The sequence below is a fragment of the Stutzerimonas stutzeri genome, assembly GCF_009789555.1.
GTDB classification, from domain to species: Bacteria; Pseudomonadota; Gammaproteobacteria; order Pseudomonadales; family Pseudomonadaceae; genus Stutzerimonas; species Stutzerimonas stutzeri_R.
The window spans coordinates 2,311,287-2,326,900 of sequence record NZ_CP046902.1 but is presented as its reverse complement, the minus strand read 5'-3'; the positions used below and the strand labels follow the sequence as shown (position 1 = coordinate 2,326,900).

General features: G+C 62.5%; 17 protein-coding genes. 5 read left to right on the top strand and 12 right to left on the bottom strand.

The genetic code is table 11. The features are described from left to right. Positions 1–151: 151 nt before the first annotated feature. Both GQA94_RS10855 and GQA94_RS10850 read left to right on the top strand, forming a co-directional pair. On the top strand, positions 152–919 hold the full coding sequence (locus tag GQA94_RS10855; RefSeq protein ID WP_199270128.1) for a hypothetical protein: 768 nt from the start codon (positions 152–154) through the stop codon (positions 917–919). 121 nt (positions 920–1,040) lie between these two features. Continuing rightward, positions 1,041–1,724, top strand: a complete 684-nt coding sequence (locus tag GQA94_RS10850; RefSeq protein WP_158188034.1) for a glutathione S-transferase family protein — start codon at positions 1,041–1,043, stop codon at positions 1,722–1,724. Between the two features lie 641 nt (positions 1,725–2,365). Here the strand turns inward: GQA94_RS10850 and GQA94_RS10845 are convergent. From GQA94_RS10845 to msrB, 3 genes are read right to left on the bottom strand one after another with little or no spacing between them, the layout of a single operon-like run. Then, positions 2,366–3,244 carry an ATP-binding protein gene (locus GQA94_RS10845; protein WP_158188033.1) on the bottom strand — a complete coding sequence of 293 codons (879 nt, stop codon included), beginning with the start codon at positions 3,242–3,244 and terminating at the stop codon, positions 2,366–2,368. Positions 3,245–3,287: 43 nt separating this feature from the next. Next, the gene (locus GQA94_RS10840; protein ID WP_158188032.1) at positions 3,288–3,785 is read right to left on the bottom strand and encodes a glutathione peroxidase; all 498 of its coding nucleotides are present in this window, start codon (positions 3,783–3,785) and stop codon (positions 3,288–3,290) included. Positions 3,786–3,818: 33 nt separating this feature from the next. Further along, entirely contained in the window at positions 3,819–4,217 is a 399-nt protein-coding gene (gene msrB / locus GQA94_RS10835; RefSeq protein ID WP_158188031.1) for a peptide-methionine (R)-S-oxide reductase MsrB, read from the bottom strand. 190 nt (positions 4,218–4,407) lie between these two features. Between msrB and GQA94_RS10830 the strand changes: the two genes are divergently transcribed. From GQA94_RS10830 to htpX, 3 genes are all read left to right on the top strand, one after another. Then, the gene (locus GQA94_RS10830) at positions 4,408–5,619 is read left to right on the top strand and encodes a pyridoxal phosphate-dependent aminotransferase (RefSeq protein WP_158188030.1); all 1,212 of its coding nucleotides are present in this window, start codon (positions 4,408–4,410) and stop codon (positions 5,617–5,619) included. Positions 5,620–5,625: 6 nt separating this feature from the next. Further along, positions 5,626–6,069 carry a hypothetical protein gene (locus GQA94_RS10825; RefSeq protein WP_158188029.1) on the top strand — a complete coding sequence of 148 codons (444 nt, stop codon included), beginning with the start codon at positions 5,626–5,628 and terminating at the stop codon, positions 6,067–6,069. Between the two features lie 113 nt (positions 6,070–6,182). Further along, positions 6,183–7,055: a protease HtpX gene (htpX, locus tag GQA94_RS10820; protein ID WP_158188028.1), complete on the top strand. Its 873-nt coding sequence runs from the start codon at positions 6,183–6,185 to the stop codon at positions 7,053–7,055. 106 nt (positions 7,056–7,161) lie between these two features. Here htpX and GQA94_RS10815 read toward each other — a convergent pair whose 3' ends face one another. The 9 genes from GQA94_RS10815 to GQA94_RS10775 form a co-directional block, all read right to left on the bottom strand. Then, on the bottom strand, positions 7,162–7,821 hold the full coding sequence (locus GQA94_RS10815) for a thiopurine S-methyltransferase (RefSeq protein WP_158188027.1): 660 nt from the start codon (positions 7,819–7,821) through the stop codon (positions 7,162–7,164). Between the two features lie 70 nt (positions 7,822–7,891). Continuing rightward, the gene (locus GQA94_RS10810) at positions 7,892–9,298 is read right to left on the bottom strand and encodes a sigma-54-dependent transcriptional regulator (RefSeq protein WP_158188026.1); all 1,407 of its coding nucleotides are present in this window, start codon (positions 9,296–9,298) and stop codon (positions 7,892–7,894) included. Positions 9,299–9,303: 5 nt separating this feature from the next. Beyond that, positions 9,304–10,479, bottom strand: a complete 1,176-nt coding sequence (locus tag GQA94_RS10805) for a sensor histidine kinase (RefSeq protein ID WP_272870218.1) — start codon at positions 10,477–10,479, stop codon at positions 9,304–9,306. Positions 10,480–10,626: 147 nt separating this feature from the next. Further along, positions 10,627–12,096 (bottom strand): sigma-54 dependent transcriptional regulator, encoded by a 1,470-nt coding sequence (locus tag GQA94_RS10800; protein WP_158188024.1) that lies wholly within the window; start codon positions 12,094–12,096, stop codon positions 10,627–10,629. 407 nt (positions 12,097–12,503) lie between these two features. Continuing rightward, positions 12,504–12,800 (bottom strand): flagellar protein FliT, encoded by a 297-nt coding sequence (gene fliT / locus GQA94_RS10795; protein ID WP_158188023.1) that lies wholly within the window; start codon positions 12,798–12,800, stop codon positions 12,504–12,506. A gap of 140 nt (positions 12,801–12,940) precedes the next feature. Continuing rightward, positions 12,941–13,312, bottom strand: a complete 372-nt coding sequence (locus GQA94_RS10790) for a hypothetical protein (RefSeq protein WP_158188022.1) — start codon at positions 13,310–13,312, stop codon at positions 12,941–12,943. A gap of 90 nt (positions 13,313–13,402) precedes the next feature. Then, complete coding sequence (ccmI, locus tag GQA94_RS10785; RefSeq protein WP_158188021.1) at positions 13,403–14,620, bottom strand: c-type cytochrome biogenesis protein CcmI; 1,218 nt, start codon at positions 14,618–14,620, stop codon at positions 13,403–13,405. Beyond that, positions 14,617–15,087: a cytochrome c-type biogenesis protein gene (locus GQA94_RS10780; RefSeq protein ID WP_158188020.1), complete on the bottom strand. Its 471-nt coding sequence runs from the start codon at positions 15,085–15,087 to the stop codon at positions 14,617–14,619. Before GQA94_RS10780 ends, ccmI begins: the two co-directional genes overlap by 4 nt. Beyond that, positions 15,084–15,614, bottom strand: a complete 531-nt coding sequence (locus GQA94_RS10775; protein ID WP_158188019.1) for a DsbE family thiol:disulfide interchange protein — start codon at positions 15,612–15,614, stop codon at positions 15,084–15,086. The genes GQA94_RS10780 and GQA94_RS10775 overlap by 4 nt, the downstream gene beginning before the upstream one ends.

Here is a 15,614-nt window from a genome sequence, read left to right as displayed (position 1 = left end):
GTGGCGCGCATTCTATGGAGCCCATGTAGGGTCGTCAAGCGCCATGTGAAATTTTTTTCATGCCTGAATCCGGATGCGGCATTGAGCTATCAGCTTGCCATCCAACGCTCTACACTCGCCTCTAAAAACCGCCCTGAGAGAGGTGCGTCTCGTGTCCCCAGTTCTGATTACAGGATTGGTCGCCGCCGGCCTATTCGTGTTGATAGCAATCGGCGTCATCAATCAGATCGTCGAAAAAAACAATCTGGAAAAGGCTCGCAGGCGGGCCGAACTCAGCGATCGGATGCGCCGCTGCGCCAATCTCTCCGACAGCTTCCCTGGTCAGATGATGACGCCCGCGCTCAAGCTGTTACTGGCGCGCCTGGAGTTGCACCTGGGTGAGCAGCTGTTGCCGCTGGAAAAGAACAACGCCGCCCTCAACGCCCGTGTCGGCGCGCTGCGCAGTGCCGTCGCCTCGGGCGATGAGATTGCGGTGCCGAATGCGCCGGGCAAAGTGGTCACCGAAGCCCAGGCCAAGGAAATTCGCCTGCTGCTCGAAGACCTGCACGCCCAGATCATCTGGGCCAACAAGCAGAACCTGCTCGACACCACGGCCGCTAAACGCTGGGTCCAGCATATCCAACGGATGATGGTGATGTTGCATATCGACTATTTCACCAACGTCGGCCAGTTGGCGCTGCAGCAGGGCAGCGCGCACAAGGCACGCCTCGCCTTCGAGCGTGGCATCCAGCACATCCGCAAGCAGCCCAACCCCACCGATTTTCAGCCCCAACTGCAGCAGCTCGAAGCGAGCTACACCCATGCCAACAAGCTGGAGCAGACTCAACGGCAACCGAAGCTTGACGAACCCAACGAGCTGGCCGAAGGTTTGAAGCATCTTGAAAGCGAAGATGACTGGAAAAAGAACAACATCTACTAGCCATCGCCGGGGCGCTGGCAACTGGCTGAGTCGCAAGGCGCATTCGCATCCGCATCCGCATGACGGCAGACGACGCTGACTCACACCCTGGCGACTCCAATTACGTTCTGGAGCACTTTCGATGACCCTGACCCTGTTCGGCGCACCGCTGTCACCCTTCGTTCGCAAGGCTCGCCTTTGCCTGCTGGAGAAAGGCCTGGATTACCAGCTCGAAATAGTCATGCCTTTCACGCCACCGGAGTGGTATCTGCAACTCAACCCGCTCGGCCGTATCCCGGCGATGAAGGACGGCGAACTCTGCCTGGCCGATTCAAGTGTCATCTGCCAGTACCTCGAGGAGCAGTACGACCAGACCACCCGCCTGTACGGAAGTAACGCGGTGGAGCGAGCCCGGATTCGCTGGCTGGAGAAGTACGCCGACTATGAACTCGCGCCGCTGACCACCTTCGGGGTCTTCCGCAACCGCGTGTTGAAACCCAGCGCGGGTCACCCCTGCAATGAAGAAAGCGTACAGGCCGCACTGAACCAGAAGCTGCCACCGCATTTCGACTATCTGGAGCGTCAGTTGGGCCAGAACACATACTTCGTCGGCGAACGGCTCTCGATGGCCGACATCGCCGTCACGTGCCAGTTGCTCAATATGGAGTACGGTGGAGAGCCGATCGACGCCGGTCGCTGGCCCGCGCTGGCCGCACATTTTTCCAAGATGAAGGCGTCCGCCGCGCTGCAGAGCCTGCTTCCAGGCGAGCAGCGGATGATCGGCAAGCTCATCGAAATGGCAAAGCGGTCGACCCAGCCCGAGTGACACGGCGCACCCCGCCCTGCGGGAGCGCCAAACTTCGCCGCCGGGCTACGTGCTTGAGGCCGGACGTGCCTGTGGTCCGCGTTCGCCGCGGGGCGCGCCTCCCACAATAAAAGCGGTCAGCGCAGCGCCCAGGTGCGTTCCCCTGGCAGACCCCACTGGCGTGCTCATGCCTGTGCTTTCGCTTGCTTGTGCTTTCGCTTGCTTGCCCTTGCCCTTTGTGGGAGGCGCGCCCTCGCGGCGAATGGCTTTGGACCCTGGAAACCCGATCCGGCAATCGCCGCCGTAGCCCCGTCTCTCAGAGCAAGCGAATCCCCACCCACTGGCGGGCCCCGCTGCGTGCGCTTGTGCGTATGCCTGTGCTTTCGCTTGCTTGCGCTTGCCCTTGCCCTTTGTGGGAGGCGCGCCTCGCGGCGAATGGCTTTGGACCCTGGAAACCCGATCCGGCAATCGCCGCCGTAGCCCCGCCTCTTAGAGCAAGCGAATCCCCACCTACTGGCGGGCCCCGCTGCGTGTGCTTGTGCGTATGCCTGTGCTTTCGCTTGCTTGCCCTTGTCCTTGCCTTTGTGGGAGGCGCGCCCTCGCGGCGAAAGGCTTTGGACCCTGGAAACCCGATCCGGCAATCGCCGCCGTAGCCCCGCCTCTCAGAGCAAGCGAATCCCCACCCACTGGCGGGCGAACTGGTAGGCGCAGCGGCCGTTGCGATTCCCGCGCCCGGTAGCCCAGCGAATCGCGTCTTTCTCCAGGGCTTCGTCCCAGCTCCAGCTCAGCCCCGCCTGTTCGGCGAGCGAGCCGATCCAGTGCCGCACCACGTTCAGATAGTGCTCCTGGCTGAAGGGGTAGAACGACAGCCAGAGGCCAAACCGGTCCGACAGGGCGATCTTGTCTTCCACCGCTTCGTTGGGATGCAGCTCGCCGTCGATCATCTGCCAGTTCTCGTTGTCGCTCTGCCGCTCGGGCACCAGATGCCGGCGATTCGATGTGGCGTACAACAGGACGTTTTCCGGCGCGCGTTCCAGGGAGCCGTCCAGCACGCTTTTGAGCACGCGGTAGTCGCCCTCGCCCGCCTCGAACGACAGGTCATCGCAGAACACCACGAAATGCTGCGTCTGACCCGCGAGCAGCTCCACCACCTTGGGCAAGTCTGCCAGGTGATCGCGTTCGATTTCGATCAGGCGCAGGCCGGCGGGCGCATGCTCGGCCAACAGCGCCCGGATCAATGATGATTTGCCTGTGCCGCGCGCGCCCCAGAGCAGGACATGGTTCGCCGGCAGCCCCGAAACGAACTGGCGGGTATTGTTCGCCAACAGTTCGCGCTGCCGGTCGATCCCGATGAGGTCGTCCAGCTTCAGATCGAGCGACACGCTCAGCGGCTGGAGGTAGCCGCCCTGCCCCTCACGATGCCAGCGCGCGGCCAGGCTGTCGGCCCAGTCGATTGGCGCACGGGGCGCCGGCAGCAAGGGTTCCAGGCGCATCATCAGCGCATCGGCGCGCTGCAAAAAGGCTTTCAGCTCAGCATCCACTCAAACGACTCCAGATGTTCGGATCAACAGGCGCGACAGGCCCTCAGGCCGTGCCGCGATTAAGGTGAGCTTCGATATGCGCGGCCAGCTTTTGCGGCTCGGTACGCGACGAGAAGCGCTCGACCGACCGACCGCCATCGGCGATCAGGAACTTGGTGAAATTCCATTTGATCGCTTTGCTGCCGAGCAGGCCCGGTGCGCGCTTCTTCAACAGAACGAACAACGGATGGGCGTCTCCGCCGTTGACCTGGACCTTGGCAAACAGAGGAAAGCTGACGCCGAAGTTGCGCTCGCAGAACGCCGCGATCTGCGCCTCGTCACCCGGTTCCTGGTGACCGAACTGATCACAGGGAAACCCGAGCACGACCAGCCCCTGCGGACCATAACGCTGCCAGAGCGCCTCGAGCCCTTTGTACTGGGGTGTGAAGCCGCACTCGCTGGCCGTGTTGACCACCAGCAGAACCTTCGCATCGAATTCGGCCAGGGTCTTTTCCTGGCCATCGATGGTCACGCAGGGAATTTCCAACAGCGGATCGCGCATGGCGGTATCTCGCAGGGGCCTTGCGAAACGCCCTCAGGCGGCGCGCGGCTTGTGGTTGAGTGATGCCGAATTGATGCAGTAGCGCAGACCGGTCGGCGCCGGGCCGTCGGGAAACACATGGCCAAGGTGGGCATCGCAGCGGGCGCATTTGACCTCGATACGGTGCATGCCATGACTGAAGTCGTCGACGCTGGCGATGGCCGTGTCGTTGACCGGCTGGAAGTAGCTCGGCCAGCCACAGCCGGAATCGAACTTGGCGTCGGAATCGAACAGGGGTGCGTCGCAACAGGCGCAATGATAGATGCCGGGCGTCTTGGTCGCGTTGTACTTGCCGGAGAACGGGCGCTCGGTCGCACCCAGCCGACAGACCTGAAACTGCTCGTCAGAGAGCTCTTCGCGCCAGGTCTCGAGCGGTTTTTCAAGCTTGTCCATCGGTACACCTCATGGTTTCAAAAAAGGCGGATCTGTACCTTTTCCGGTGGTCGGGCCGCACGTATGATGCGTTGCTCTTAGACGCCTAGTCTGGCAGCGAGGTTTCAGGCTGCCAAGGCGCCCGGGTTCATGCCAAACGCCGCCAGCCTCGACAAGCCGGGCGCGTCTTCACTTCGGGACACTCAGGATCATGCAGGTCAGCAAATCGAACAAGCTCGCCAATGTCTGCTACGACATCCGTGGGCCAGTGCTCAAGCACGCCAAACGCCTGGAAGAGGAAGGCCATCGCATCCTCAAGCTGAACATTGGCAACCCGGCGCCGTTCGGTTTCGAAGCCCCGGAGGAAATCCTCCAGGACGTGATCCGCAACCTGCCCACCGCGCAAGGTTACAGCGACTCCAAAGGCCTGTTCAGCGCGCGCAAGGCGATCATGCAGTACTACCAGCAGAAGCAGGTAGAAGGCGTGACCATCGAGGACATCTACCTCGGCAATGGCGTCTCCGAACTGATCGTGATGTCCATGCAGGCGCTGCTCAACAACGGCGACGAGGTGCTGATTCCGGCGCCGGACTATCCACTGTGGACGGCCGCTGTCAGCCTCGCGGGCGGCAAACCCGTGCATTACCTGTGCGACGAACAGGCCAACTGGTGGCCTGACCTGGCCGATATCAAGGCCAAGATCACGCCGAACACCAAGGCACTGGTGCTGATCAACCCGAACAACCCGACCGGTGCGGTCTACCCGCGTGAAGTGCTGGAAGGCATGGTCGAGCTGGCGCGTCAGCACAAGCTGGTGCTGTTCTCCGATGAAATCTACGACAAGATTCTCTATGACGATGCCGTGCACATCTGCACCGCATCCCTGGCCCCGGACGTGCTCTGCCTGACGTTCAACGGCCTGTCCAAGTCCTATCGGGTCGCGGGTTTCCGCTCCGGCTGGGTGGTGATTTCAGGGCCCAAGCACAAGGCACAGAGTTACATCGAGGGCATCGACATCCTCGCCAACATGCGCCTGTGTGCCAACGTGCCTTCACAGCATGCCATCCAGACGGCCCTCGGCGGCTACCAGAGCATCAACGACCTGGTGCTGCCACCGGGTCGCCTGCTCGAGCAACGCAACCGGACCTGGGAACTGCTCAATGACATTCCCGGCGTCAGTTGCGTGAAGCCAATGGGCGCGCTCTACGCCTTCCCACGCATCGATCCGAAGATCTGCCCGATCCACAACGACGAAAAGTTCGTGCTCGACCTGTTGCTGTCCGAGAAACTGCTGATCGTCCAGGGCACCGCCTTCAACTGGCCGTGGCCGGATCATTTCCGCGTGGTCACCCTGCCCCGCGTGGACGACCTGGAACAGGCGATCGGTCGGATCGGCAGCTTCCTCAAGACCTACAGCCAGTAGCCTTCGATGGACCTGCAGATCGACGACTTCTACCGGGACGCCGCAGCCGGCCTGCTGATGCTCTACCAGGCGTTCCCGAGAAAGATCACGCTGTACGTCGAAGACCTTATCGGCCACGAAGAACCCGACGAGTTCGGCCTTCCCAGCAAGCGGCACCAGAGCTGCCTCGGCGCGCTGCTGTGGTTGGCCGAGGAAGGCTATCTGCGCTTCGACAGCACCCTTCAGTTCCTGGCCATCGACCAGGCGGTACTGACCGAGAAAGCCTTCCTGCGCTTGACCCGCACGCTCGACCAGAGCGCAGACGACATCCAAACCCTGCCCGCCAGCGTGCGCCGAGTCCGCTCGAGCCTGGCTCACCAGCTTCGCCAGGCACTCAACCAGGGGCACGGCGAACGACTCGCGCAACTGACCCGCCCGCTGTTCGGCTGCAGCCTGTCGAGCGAAGCCTGAACGAATCGGCGCGCAAGCGACATAGCTTGAAATAGTCGCCCGGTTGAATAGCGCCGGCCCGCACCTTATATAGCCTATCGTTCCTTATTGTTCCCTCTGGAGTCTGCCGCAACATGATGCGCATTTTCTTGTTCCTGGCCACCAACCTGGCTGTATTGGTCGTTGCCAGCATCACCCTCAAGCTACTCGGAGTGGATCGCTACACCGGTCAGAACTACGGTAGCCTGCTGGCGTTCTGCGCGGTGTTCGGCTTCGCCGGTGCGCTGATCTCGCTGTTCATCTCGAAATGGATGGCGAAGATGAGCACCCGCACCGAGATCATCAGTCAGCCCCGCACGCGTCACGAACAATGGCTGCTGCAAACCGTCGAGCAACTGTCTCGCGATGCCGGCATCAAGATGCCCGAAGTGGGTATTTTCCCCGCTTACGAAGCCAACGCCTTCGCCACTGGCTGGAACAAGAATGACGCGCTGGTCGCCGTCAGCCAGGGCCTGCTGGAGCGTTTTTCGCCGGACGAAGTCAAGGCGGTGCTGGCCCATGAGATCGGCCACGTGTCCAATGGCGACATGGTCACCCTTGCGCTGATTCAAGGCGTGGTGAACACCTTCGTCATGTTCTTCGCGCGGATCTTCGGCAGCTTCGTCGATCGGGCGATTCTCAAGAATGAAGACGGCCACGGCATCGGCTATTTCGTGGCTACCATCTTTGCCGAACTGGTGCTCGGCATTCTCGCCAGCATCATCGTGATGTGGTTCTCGCGTAAACGTGAATTCCGCGCTGACGAGGCTGGCGCGCAACTGGCCGGCACCAGCGCCATGATCGGCGCCCTCCAGCGTCTGCGGGCGGAACAGGGCGTGCCGGTGGACATGCCGGACAGCCTCAAGGCCTTCAGCATCAACGGCGCCCTGCGCAATGGCCTTGCCGGGCTGCTGATGACCCACCCTTCGCTGGAAGACCGCATCGAGGCCCTTCGCCAGCGCGCCTGAGCGTAAGGACCGACGAGGGCGGTAGCGCCGCCCTCGCCCATAACCGTTCAGGGCTGATCCAACCGGCAACTGTCCCGGTGACCCGCGAAGCGTCCGTCTTGCTCCGCTAACCGCGTACGGTGAGTCGGTAGCAGCTTTCCTCCAGCCGGGACAATCCTCGCTGCAGGAACTTCCAGTTACCCTCCAGCACGTCCGCTCGCTCCAGCAATTCGAGATCCCAGCAGCGCCCAAGGCGCTGCCGAACCTCTGCATCACTCACCGCGAACGGCGGACCGGGCATCTCTTGCTGCTCGTAATCGAGGGTGACCAGCAGCCCCTGGCAGCCGGGCACGAGGATGTGGGTCAGATGCTCGACGTAACGCTGGCGCATTTCCACCGGTAACGCGATCAACGCAGCGCGGTCGTACAATCCCTGGCAGTCACCCACCTCGTCGCGGCTAAGCGCGAAGAAGTCGCCACAGCGGATTTCCAGGCTGCCGGCACGGTAGATTTTGAATCCACCCTGCTGGCTGACGTCGGCTATCAGCCCCTGCTCGGAGAAGAAATCTTCCACCGCACGCTCGCTCAGCTCGACGCCGAGCACGGCGAAGCCCTGCTCGACCAGCCACGCCATATCGAGGCTTTTGCCGCACAGGGGCACCAGGACGCGCGCGCCCTCGGTCAGGTTCATCCGTGACCAGTGCCGGCGCAGATAAGGGTTGACCTCGTTCAGGTGAAACCCGATTTCATTGCGTGCCCAACGTCGTTTCCAGAAGCCTTCATCCATAGCCAAACCCTCATGCACGATGAGGCTCGGAGCTTATCAGAGGCGCCCGCGCCTATTGCCCTGCTGCGAATCAGCCGGCGTGCAGGGCAGCTTCGGGGTCCAGGCCGGCATCACGCATCTGTGCCAGTTTGTAACGCAGGGTGCGAGCGCTGATCCCTAACCGGTCGGCGGTTTCCTTGCGACGGCCACGCTCCGCACGCAAGGTGTCGAGAATTACCTGGAACTCGCGACGGCGCAGGTCGTCACCCAACGCTCCAACCGCCTCGGCGGGCGCTGCAAGGGCGTCAGGCGATGCACCTGCCGGCTCGCTGCGACCGGCCGGGTCGCGTGCCAAGGATGCGAAACCCGCGCTACCGGTCAGGCAAAGATCCTCAGGGCGGATCGAACCGCCCTGTTGCAGAATCAATGCGCGTTGAATGGCATTATCCAGCTCGCGAACGTTGCCGGGCCAGGGATGGCCGAGCAGGTGCTGGCGGGCCTGTGCCGTGAGCCTGACGCCTGGTTGGCGCATCTTCAGCGCATGCTGGGCGAGCAGGCGTTCGGCAAGCGGCACGATGTCCGCAGGTCGATCGCGCAACGCCGGCCAGGCGAGCGGAAACACGGAAAGGCGATAGAACAGGTCTTCTCGAAACCGCCCGTTGCGGACCTCGTCAGCCAGGTCGCGGTTGGTGGTCGCGATGATGCGGATGTCGAGCGCGATGGGCTTGCGTCCGCCGACACGCTCGACTTCGCGTTCCTGCAGTACGCGCAGTAACTTGGCCTGCAGGGCCAACGGCATTTCAGAGATTTCGTCGAGCAGCAGGGTGCCGCCTTCGGCCAGTTCGAACTTGCCGGGCTGCGTCGCAATGGCCCCGGTGAAGGCCCCCTTCTCATGCCCGAACAAGGTCGCCTCGAGCATGTTGTCGGGGATGGCCGCGCAGTTGATCGCAACGAACGGCCTTGTCGCGCGGGATGATTGCTGATGGATGTAACGCGCCAACACTTCCTTGCCGGTACCGGACTCACCGGAAACCAGCACGGTCGAATCGCTGCGCGCGACGCGAGCGGCCAATGCCAACAGTTGCTGGCTGGCCGGCTCGACCGCTACAGGGCCGTCTCCCTCGGCAGGATCAAGCTGACCGCAGGCATGCCGCGCGACCAGACCAAGCAAGACCTTCGGCTCGAACGGCTTGACCAGATAATCCACGGCGCCCTGACGCATCGCCTCGACCGCGCGCTCAACGGCGCCGTATGCGGTCATCAGCAGCACCGGCACGTGCGGGTAACGTTGACGGATAAGCGCCTGCAGGGCATGACCGTCCATGCCTGGCATGTTCACATCACTGATCACCAAGCCGAAGGCCTCGTGCTGCAACGCCAGCAGGGCGGCTTCGGCACAATCGACCGCTCGGTAGGCGTAACCGCCCAGTTCGAGGGTATCGCCCAATGCCTCGCGCAAGGCGCGGTCGTCTTCGACCAGCAGGATCTTGGCAACCATGCGCATCACTCCTTCAGACCCGGCGCGGAAGCCGTGAGCAGCGGAAGCAGAACAGTGGCACAGGTGCCTCGGCCTGGCCTGGAGCGCAACGCGAGCTCGCCTGAGTGCGCGCGCGCCACCGACTTGACAACGGCGAGGCCCAGGCCGGTGCCCGTCGCACGCGTGGTGAAGAACGGCTCTGCGAGGCGAGCCAGAGTCGCGGCATCGATCCCGGCACCGTTGTCGCTGATGCTGATGCGCAGCCCAGCGTCTCGTGCGTAGAAATGAATTTTCAGTCGTGGTTCGCCGTTCGCCGCCTGTAGCGCGTTCTCGATCAGGTTGAGCAGTGCGCCGACCAGCGTGTCACGGTTGCACAGCAGCGCGCCGGCCGGCACGTCGCACTGCCAGCGAACGGCGACGCCCTGCAGTTTCGCTTCGGCAGCAGCCCGCAACGCGGCCAGCAACTCGGCGGGCGTCAGCCTATCCTCCAGCGGCAAGTCGCCACGGGCAAATACCAGCATGTCGCGAACCTGGTGCTCCAGCTCATTCAGACGATCCTTAAGGCGCCCGGCAAAGCGTTGCTGATGCTCGACCGACAACCCGCCCTGCTCCAGATGACTGGCATAAAGCAGTGCCGTGGAAAGCGGTGTCCGTATCTGGTGAGCCAACGAAGCGACCATCCGTCCCAGCGCGGAGAGGCGCTCGTGACGCGCCAGCTGCGCCTGCAGCCGCCGCGTCTCGGTCAGATCGGTCAGCAATACCAGTTGCCCCGGCTCGCCATTCAGCGAGCGCGTAGCGATGGATACGCGGCGTCCGTCCTTCAGCGAGATTTCATGGCCATCGTCCTTGCGCGGGGCGAAGCTGCGAGCGATCACCTCGCGCCAGAGGACGCCGTCGAGCGGTCCGCCGAGCAACTCCAGCGCCACCGGATTGGCTTCGCGAACCACACCCTGACCGTCGATCACGATGACGCCGCCAGGCAACAAGTCCAGCAGGCTTTGCAGGCGATTGGCCAGGCGCTCGTTCTCCTCAAGCTCACGCCTGCGCTGTGCGCTTGTCTCAGCCAACTGGTCTTTCAGCTCGGCCACACGGCTGTGCAGCAACTGCTGGGATTCGTTCAGTCGGCCGGAGATGCGGGTAAAGCGTTCAAGCGACTGCTCAAGCTCACGGCTGGTCGGAGTCTCGGCAGGCCGCTGGGTCAAGGCCGATGAAGAAAGCGCTGAAGTCACTGGCACACGTATCCGTCAAAAGATGGTCGGTGAAGTGGACATCAGCAAGGATCATGCCTGGCGGCAATGAAAGAAACGCACAAGAGGGCTCGCCGCTGCTGAAGCGGCGAGCGCGAGGACTCACTCGTCCAGGTCGTCGTCGCGACGATTCATCCCGTATTTGCGCATTTTCTCGACAAGCGTCGTTCGGCGGATACGCAGCCGTTCGGCGGCACGCGCGACGACACCGCCAGCATCTTCGAGCGCCTGCTGGATGAGCCCCTGCTCAAGATTACCCAGGTAATCCTTCAGATCGAGGCCCTCCACCGGCAGCATCGCATGCGCGTCGGCAGCGACGATGGGTGCATTGATGGCGGCCCGCTCTTCCATCTCGTCATGCACGCTGATCGCGTACTGCTCGTCGTCATCGTCGACATGGCGGAACTTCTTCGGCAACTCCATCACGCCGATCACCCCGTAGGGGTGCATGATCGCCATACGCTCGACGAGATTCGCCAGCTCACGAACGTTGCCCGGCCAGTCATGGCGACAGAGTGACATGATGGCCGCCGAGTTGAAGCGAATGGAGCCGCGCTTCTCATGCTCCATGCGCGAGATGAGTTCGTTCATCAGCAACGGAATGTCCTCGATGCGCTCGCGCAGCGGGGCCATTTCGATGGGGAAAACATTGAGGCGGTAATACAGGTCTTCGCGAAAGCTGCCGTCCACGATCATCTTTTCCAGATCCTTGTGGGTCGCCGCGATGATCCGGACATCGGCATTCTGCGTGCGGTTGCTGCCGACGCGCTCGAAGGTGCGCTCCTGCAACACGCGTAGCAGCTTGACCTGCATGGGCAGCGGCATGTCGCCGATCTCGTCGAGGAACAGGGTTCCGCCTTCGGCCAGTTCGAAACGGCCGGCGCGCGAAGAAATTGCTCCGGTAAAAGCGCCCTTTTCATGGCCGAACAATTCGCTTTCCAGCAGCTCGGCCGGGATAGCCCCGCAGTTGACCGGAACGAAGGGGCCGCCACGGCGCTTGGAATGGTAGTGCAGGTTGCGTGCGACAACCTCCTTGCCCGTCCCGGACTCCCCGAGAATCAGGACGCTCGCCTCGGTGTCGGCGACCTGTTGCATCATCTGTCGCACGTGCTGCACGGCGCGGCTAGTACCGACCAGGCTGCGGAACAGGTTGGGCTCGCGCTGCCGGCCGCGTGCCTTTGCCTGGTCGTACATTTCTCGATAGACCTGAGCCCGGTGAAGCGAATCGAGCAGTTTGTTATAGCTCGGCGGCATCTCGAGGCTGGTCAGTACCCGTCGCCGGATCTCGTCCGGCCAGTCGCCCGGCACCGGTTCGCCAATCAACATGAGCGGCAGGTTCTCATCCCATTTGCTGAGCTGCTTGAGCAACTCCACCGCGCCGCCCTTGGCAGAAACATCGCCAAGCATCACGCCAAGAATGCTGCGGCTCGACTCCAGGCCGTCCACAACCGCCCGCCAATCGCCGCTGGCGCAGGCCAGATGATCCTCGCTCAGGAAACTGAGGATGACCGCTAAATCCCGGCGACGATCCTGATCATCATCTATCAACAAAATCTTGGTTTCACGCCACATCTTGTTTATAGCTCTATTGGCTGAAAGAAGGCCTGCACCCGTTCCCTGGCAGAAACGGCAATGTCACCGGCAGATAGCCAGTAGTTAATTAAAAAAAAGGCCTTGAGTCAAATTTATGACGTGATTCAACGACAAAACATCGGAGAATGTCCCTGGCCTTGAATTTGCGAGCAAAAAGGCGAGAGGCGCAACCCGTTGAGCGTCCATACAGGCGCTGTCGCGACACGGGGCAGAGTGTGCGGGGAAAAGATGCGATTGGTATTACATCGAGCGAGGAATGGCGGCGGGCCTGTCTTTTTTAATCGACTTTACAATGTGGCCAGGCGGGATCGGTGACTCTGAACTGAGGGCTGATCGATCATTGGGGTCAGTCTGACCAATGGTAGCGCAGACCCCGCGCCTGTACGTCAGCCGAAGAGCTTATAAACATTGGTACCGCGCTGCGAGTGGTTGAGCTGGACCAGCTCATCGGCGACCCGCCGCTGCTCGGCCTGGCACGTCATGACCAGTTCGCGATAAAGCGCCACCAGTTCCTGCAGGCGCTGACGAATCGCCTGCTCGTCCTCCCGCGGCTCCTGCATGGCGGCTTCGACGACGTTTCGGCATTGCAGATCCAGAACGCTGATGGCCGTCCAGTCCTGCTGCATCAGCGCATGGCGCAATGCATTGCCGGTTTCCTCGAGGTATTTGACTGCCGCACTCATGAATCCACTCCGGATGAACGCTTACAAAGGCCAGGCCTGGACGACTTCCCCGGTACGGCGAGCCGCACCTGAAGTCTTTATCGGCCATGGCGGACCGGCCTTTAGCGTACCCGGTAAAAATCGCAGCCAGGCCTAGGCGTTCAATGCAGACCCCGCAGGCCGGTCGGAACACTCGGCGGTGCGACCGGCTCCCACGGACCTTCCGGACGGCCCGCGCAATACCAGTCACCATCCCAGCGGTAGTACAGGCGCTCTCGATAGAACATGTTCTTGCCTTCCACGACATACACGCCCAGCCGATTGTCCCAATGCGCGGCGGCATGCGGCGGTGGCGCGTAGCGCGGGTGACTTTTTTGCGTGGCCGGTGGTCGTGGTGCCGGCGGGGTGCGGACCGGCGGCGGAGTGGTGACCGGCTCGCGAGGCTCCGTCACCACGGGCGGCGTTGGCGGCGGTGCCGGTTCCGACGATTGATAGGGGTTGCCTGCACAGGCGCCCAGCAGCAGCGCCAGCATTGTTGCACCGCCTGCTCTGGACAGGCGGAATACAACCGTCGAAACCGGGTCCGTCACCATTATCACTGGCCTCCTCAGCGCCCTCTACGATCAGGGCGTCACAGGTTGGTCGATAGTCAGTTTGACCGCGCCGTCGTTGTCCAACGCCAGCGGCTCACTGCTGCCCTGCCACTCGCCGCGAGTGGCGTTCCCGTCCCTGGAAATACGAGCGAACAGCCTGACCTGTTCGAAGTTGGACAAGCGAAGCTGCGGAGTCATTGCATCGGCATCGCTCAAACTGACCGTAGCAGGCAGATCGGCGACGGTCAGCCGCTTGACCGCCAATGGCATTGGCGGTCCGGAGACCGCACGGGCAAACACGAACACCGTGTCGGTGGGTTGCACCTGCTCGCCCAGGGCTGCGTCCAGCCGCACAACAACGGTCAGCCCCGCTTCTTGCGACGCCGTCGCTGCCGGTTCGATGGGTTCTGCCGCGCTCGAAGCCGATTCGCCCATTTGTTCGCGGGCGCGGGCGATGCCGCCCTGGATGGCCTCTCGCGACGGATCCTCGGCAGGCAGGGTCGCCACCAAGCGCTCCCAGTATCCGATCGCTTGCTCGAACTGGCCCTCTTCGTATGCGGCAATGCCTAACAGGCCGAGACTGGTGACTTCATGGGGGTCACCGCCCAGCGCCTCGTCGGTGAGTTGCTGCATTTGCGCCGACCATTTTCGATCATCCGCAAAATAAAGCGCCTGCGCCCATTGACCGAGAAGCTCCGGCTGGCGGCCAGCCAGTTCAATGAGCTGCTCGTACGCGGCGGCCGCATCGGCGGGTCGCTCCTGGCTCATGTAGGTCCTGGCGAGGAAATACCACGCTTCGGTGGACTCCGGCTGGGCTTGTACCGCGCGCTCCAGCCTTGCGGTCATCTCTTCCATGGACCCCGGCTGCACGGCGAATTCGCGCGTCAGCTGCACTTTGTCGCTTGCTCCCCAGTGCAGATACAGGCCGCAGCCGACCAACGGCACGAGGATCGCCGCGATCAGCGGAACGGCACGCCCCAGGTTGCTGCTGCGATGGGTTTCGCCGCCCTCGGTGTCGTCGAGCAGTTCGCGCGCGGCATCGGCGCGCCCCGTCTCGAACTGCTCGGTGGTCAGGGTGCCAGCCGCGTGCTGCGCCGCCAGCTCACCGAGTCGCTCCTCGTAAAGGGCGACATTCAGCGCCGTCCGGTCCTCTTCGGCCTGTACGCGGCGCCCGCGCAACAATGGGAGCAGCAGGAACCCCAGGGCGGCCAGTAACAGCAGGCCCGCACCTATCCAGAAATCGATCATGGCTCTTTTTTATCCAGCAACGTGGCGAGGCGCGCGCGCTCGGCCTCGGAAAGGGTGTTCGACGCAGGGTCGGTGGCCCGGCGACGACGGATCAGGATGAACGCCAACACGCCGAACCCGAGCACCAGCAAGGCGAACGGGCCGTACCAGAGCACCAGCGTCTTGGTGTTGACCGGCGGCTTGTAGCGCACGAAATCACCGTAACGGGCGACGAGGTAGTCGACGATCTGATCGTTGCTCTGCCCCTCCTCCAGCATGCGGTAGATTTCGCGGCGCAGATCCATCGCGATCGGCGCGTTGGAATCGGCGATGTTCTGATTCTGGCACTTGGGGCAACGCAGCTCTTCGACCAGCGTACGGTATCGCTCCCGCTCGGCTTCGTCCTTGAACTCATAGGCGTCGATCGCCGCCCGTGCGCCACCCACCAGGCACAGGGTCAGCAGAAATACCTGGACCAGCTGTTTCATTCGTCCACCAGTTCCTGATAAAGGGCGGCGAGTTGCTCGCGCCATACGCGCTCATCGATCACCCCGACGTACTTGTGGCGAATGACGCCTTGCTTGTCGACGATGAACGTCTCGGGCGCGCCATAGACACCCAGATCCAGCCCCAGGCTGCCCTGCTCGTCACGAATGTTCAGTTCGTAGGGGTCGTGGAAATCCTTGAGCCACTTCTGGGCAGCGGCGTTGTCGTCCTTGTAGTTCACGCCATGAATGTTCACGCCCTGCGCCGCGAGCTTGTTGAGTACCGGGTGTTCGACCTTGCAGGCCACGCACCAGGTGGCCCATACGTTGACCAGCGCCGGCTTGCCCTTGATGTCCTCGGCACTGATCAGTCGCTGCGAATCTTCTACCGAGGGCAGAGAGAACGACGGCAGTGGCTTACCGATCAAGGCCGAGGGCAGCTCGGTCGGGTCCAGAAACAGGCCGCGATAGAGGAACACGGCGACCAGCAGGAAGATGGCCAGCGGAAGCAGCATCAATATTCGTTTCAT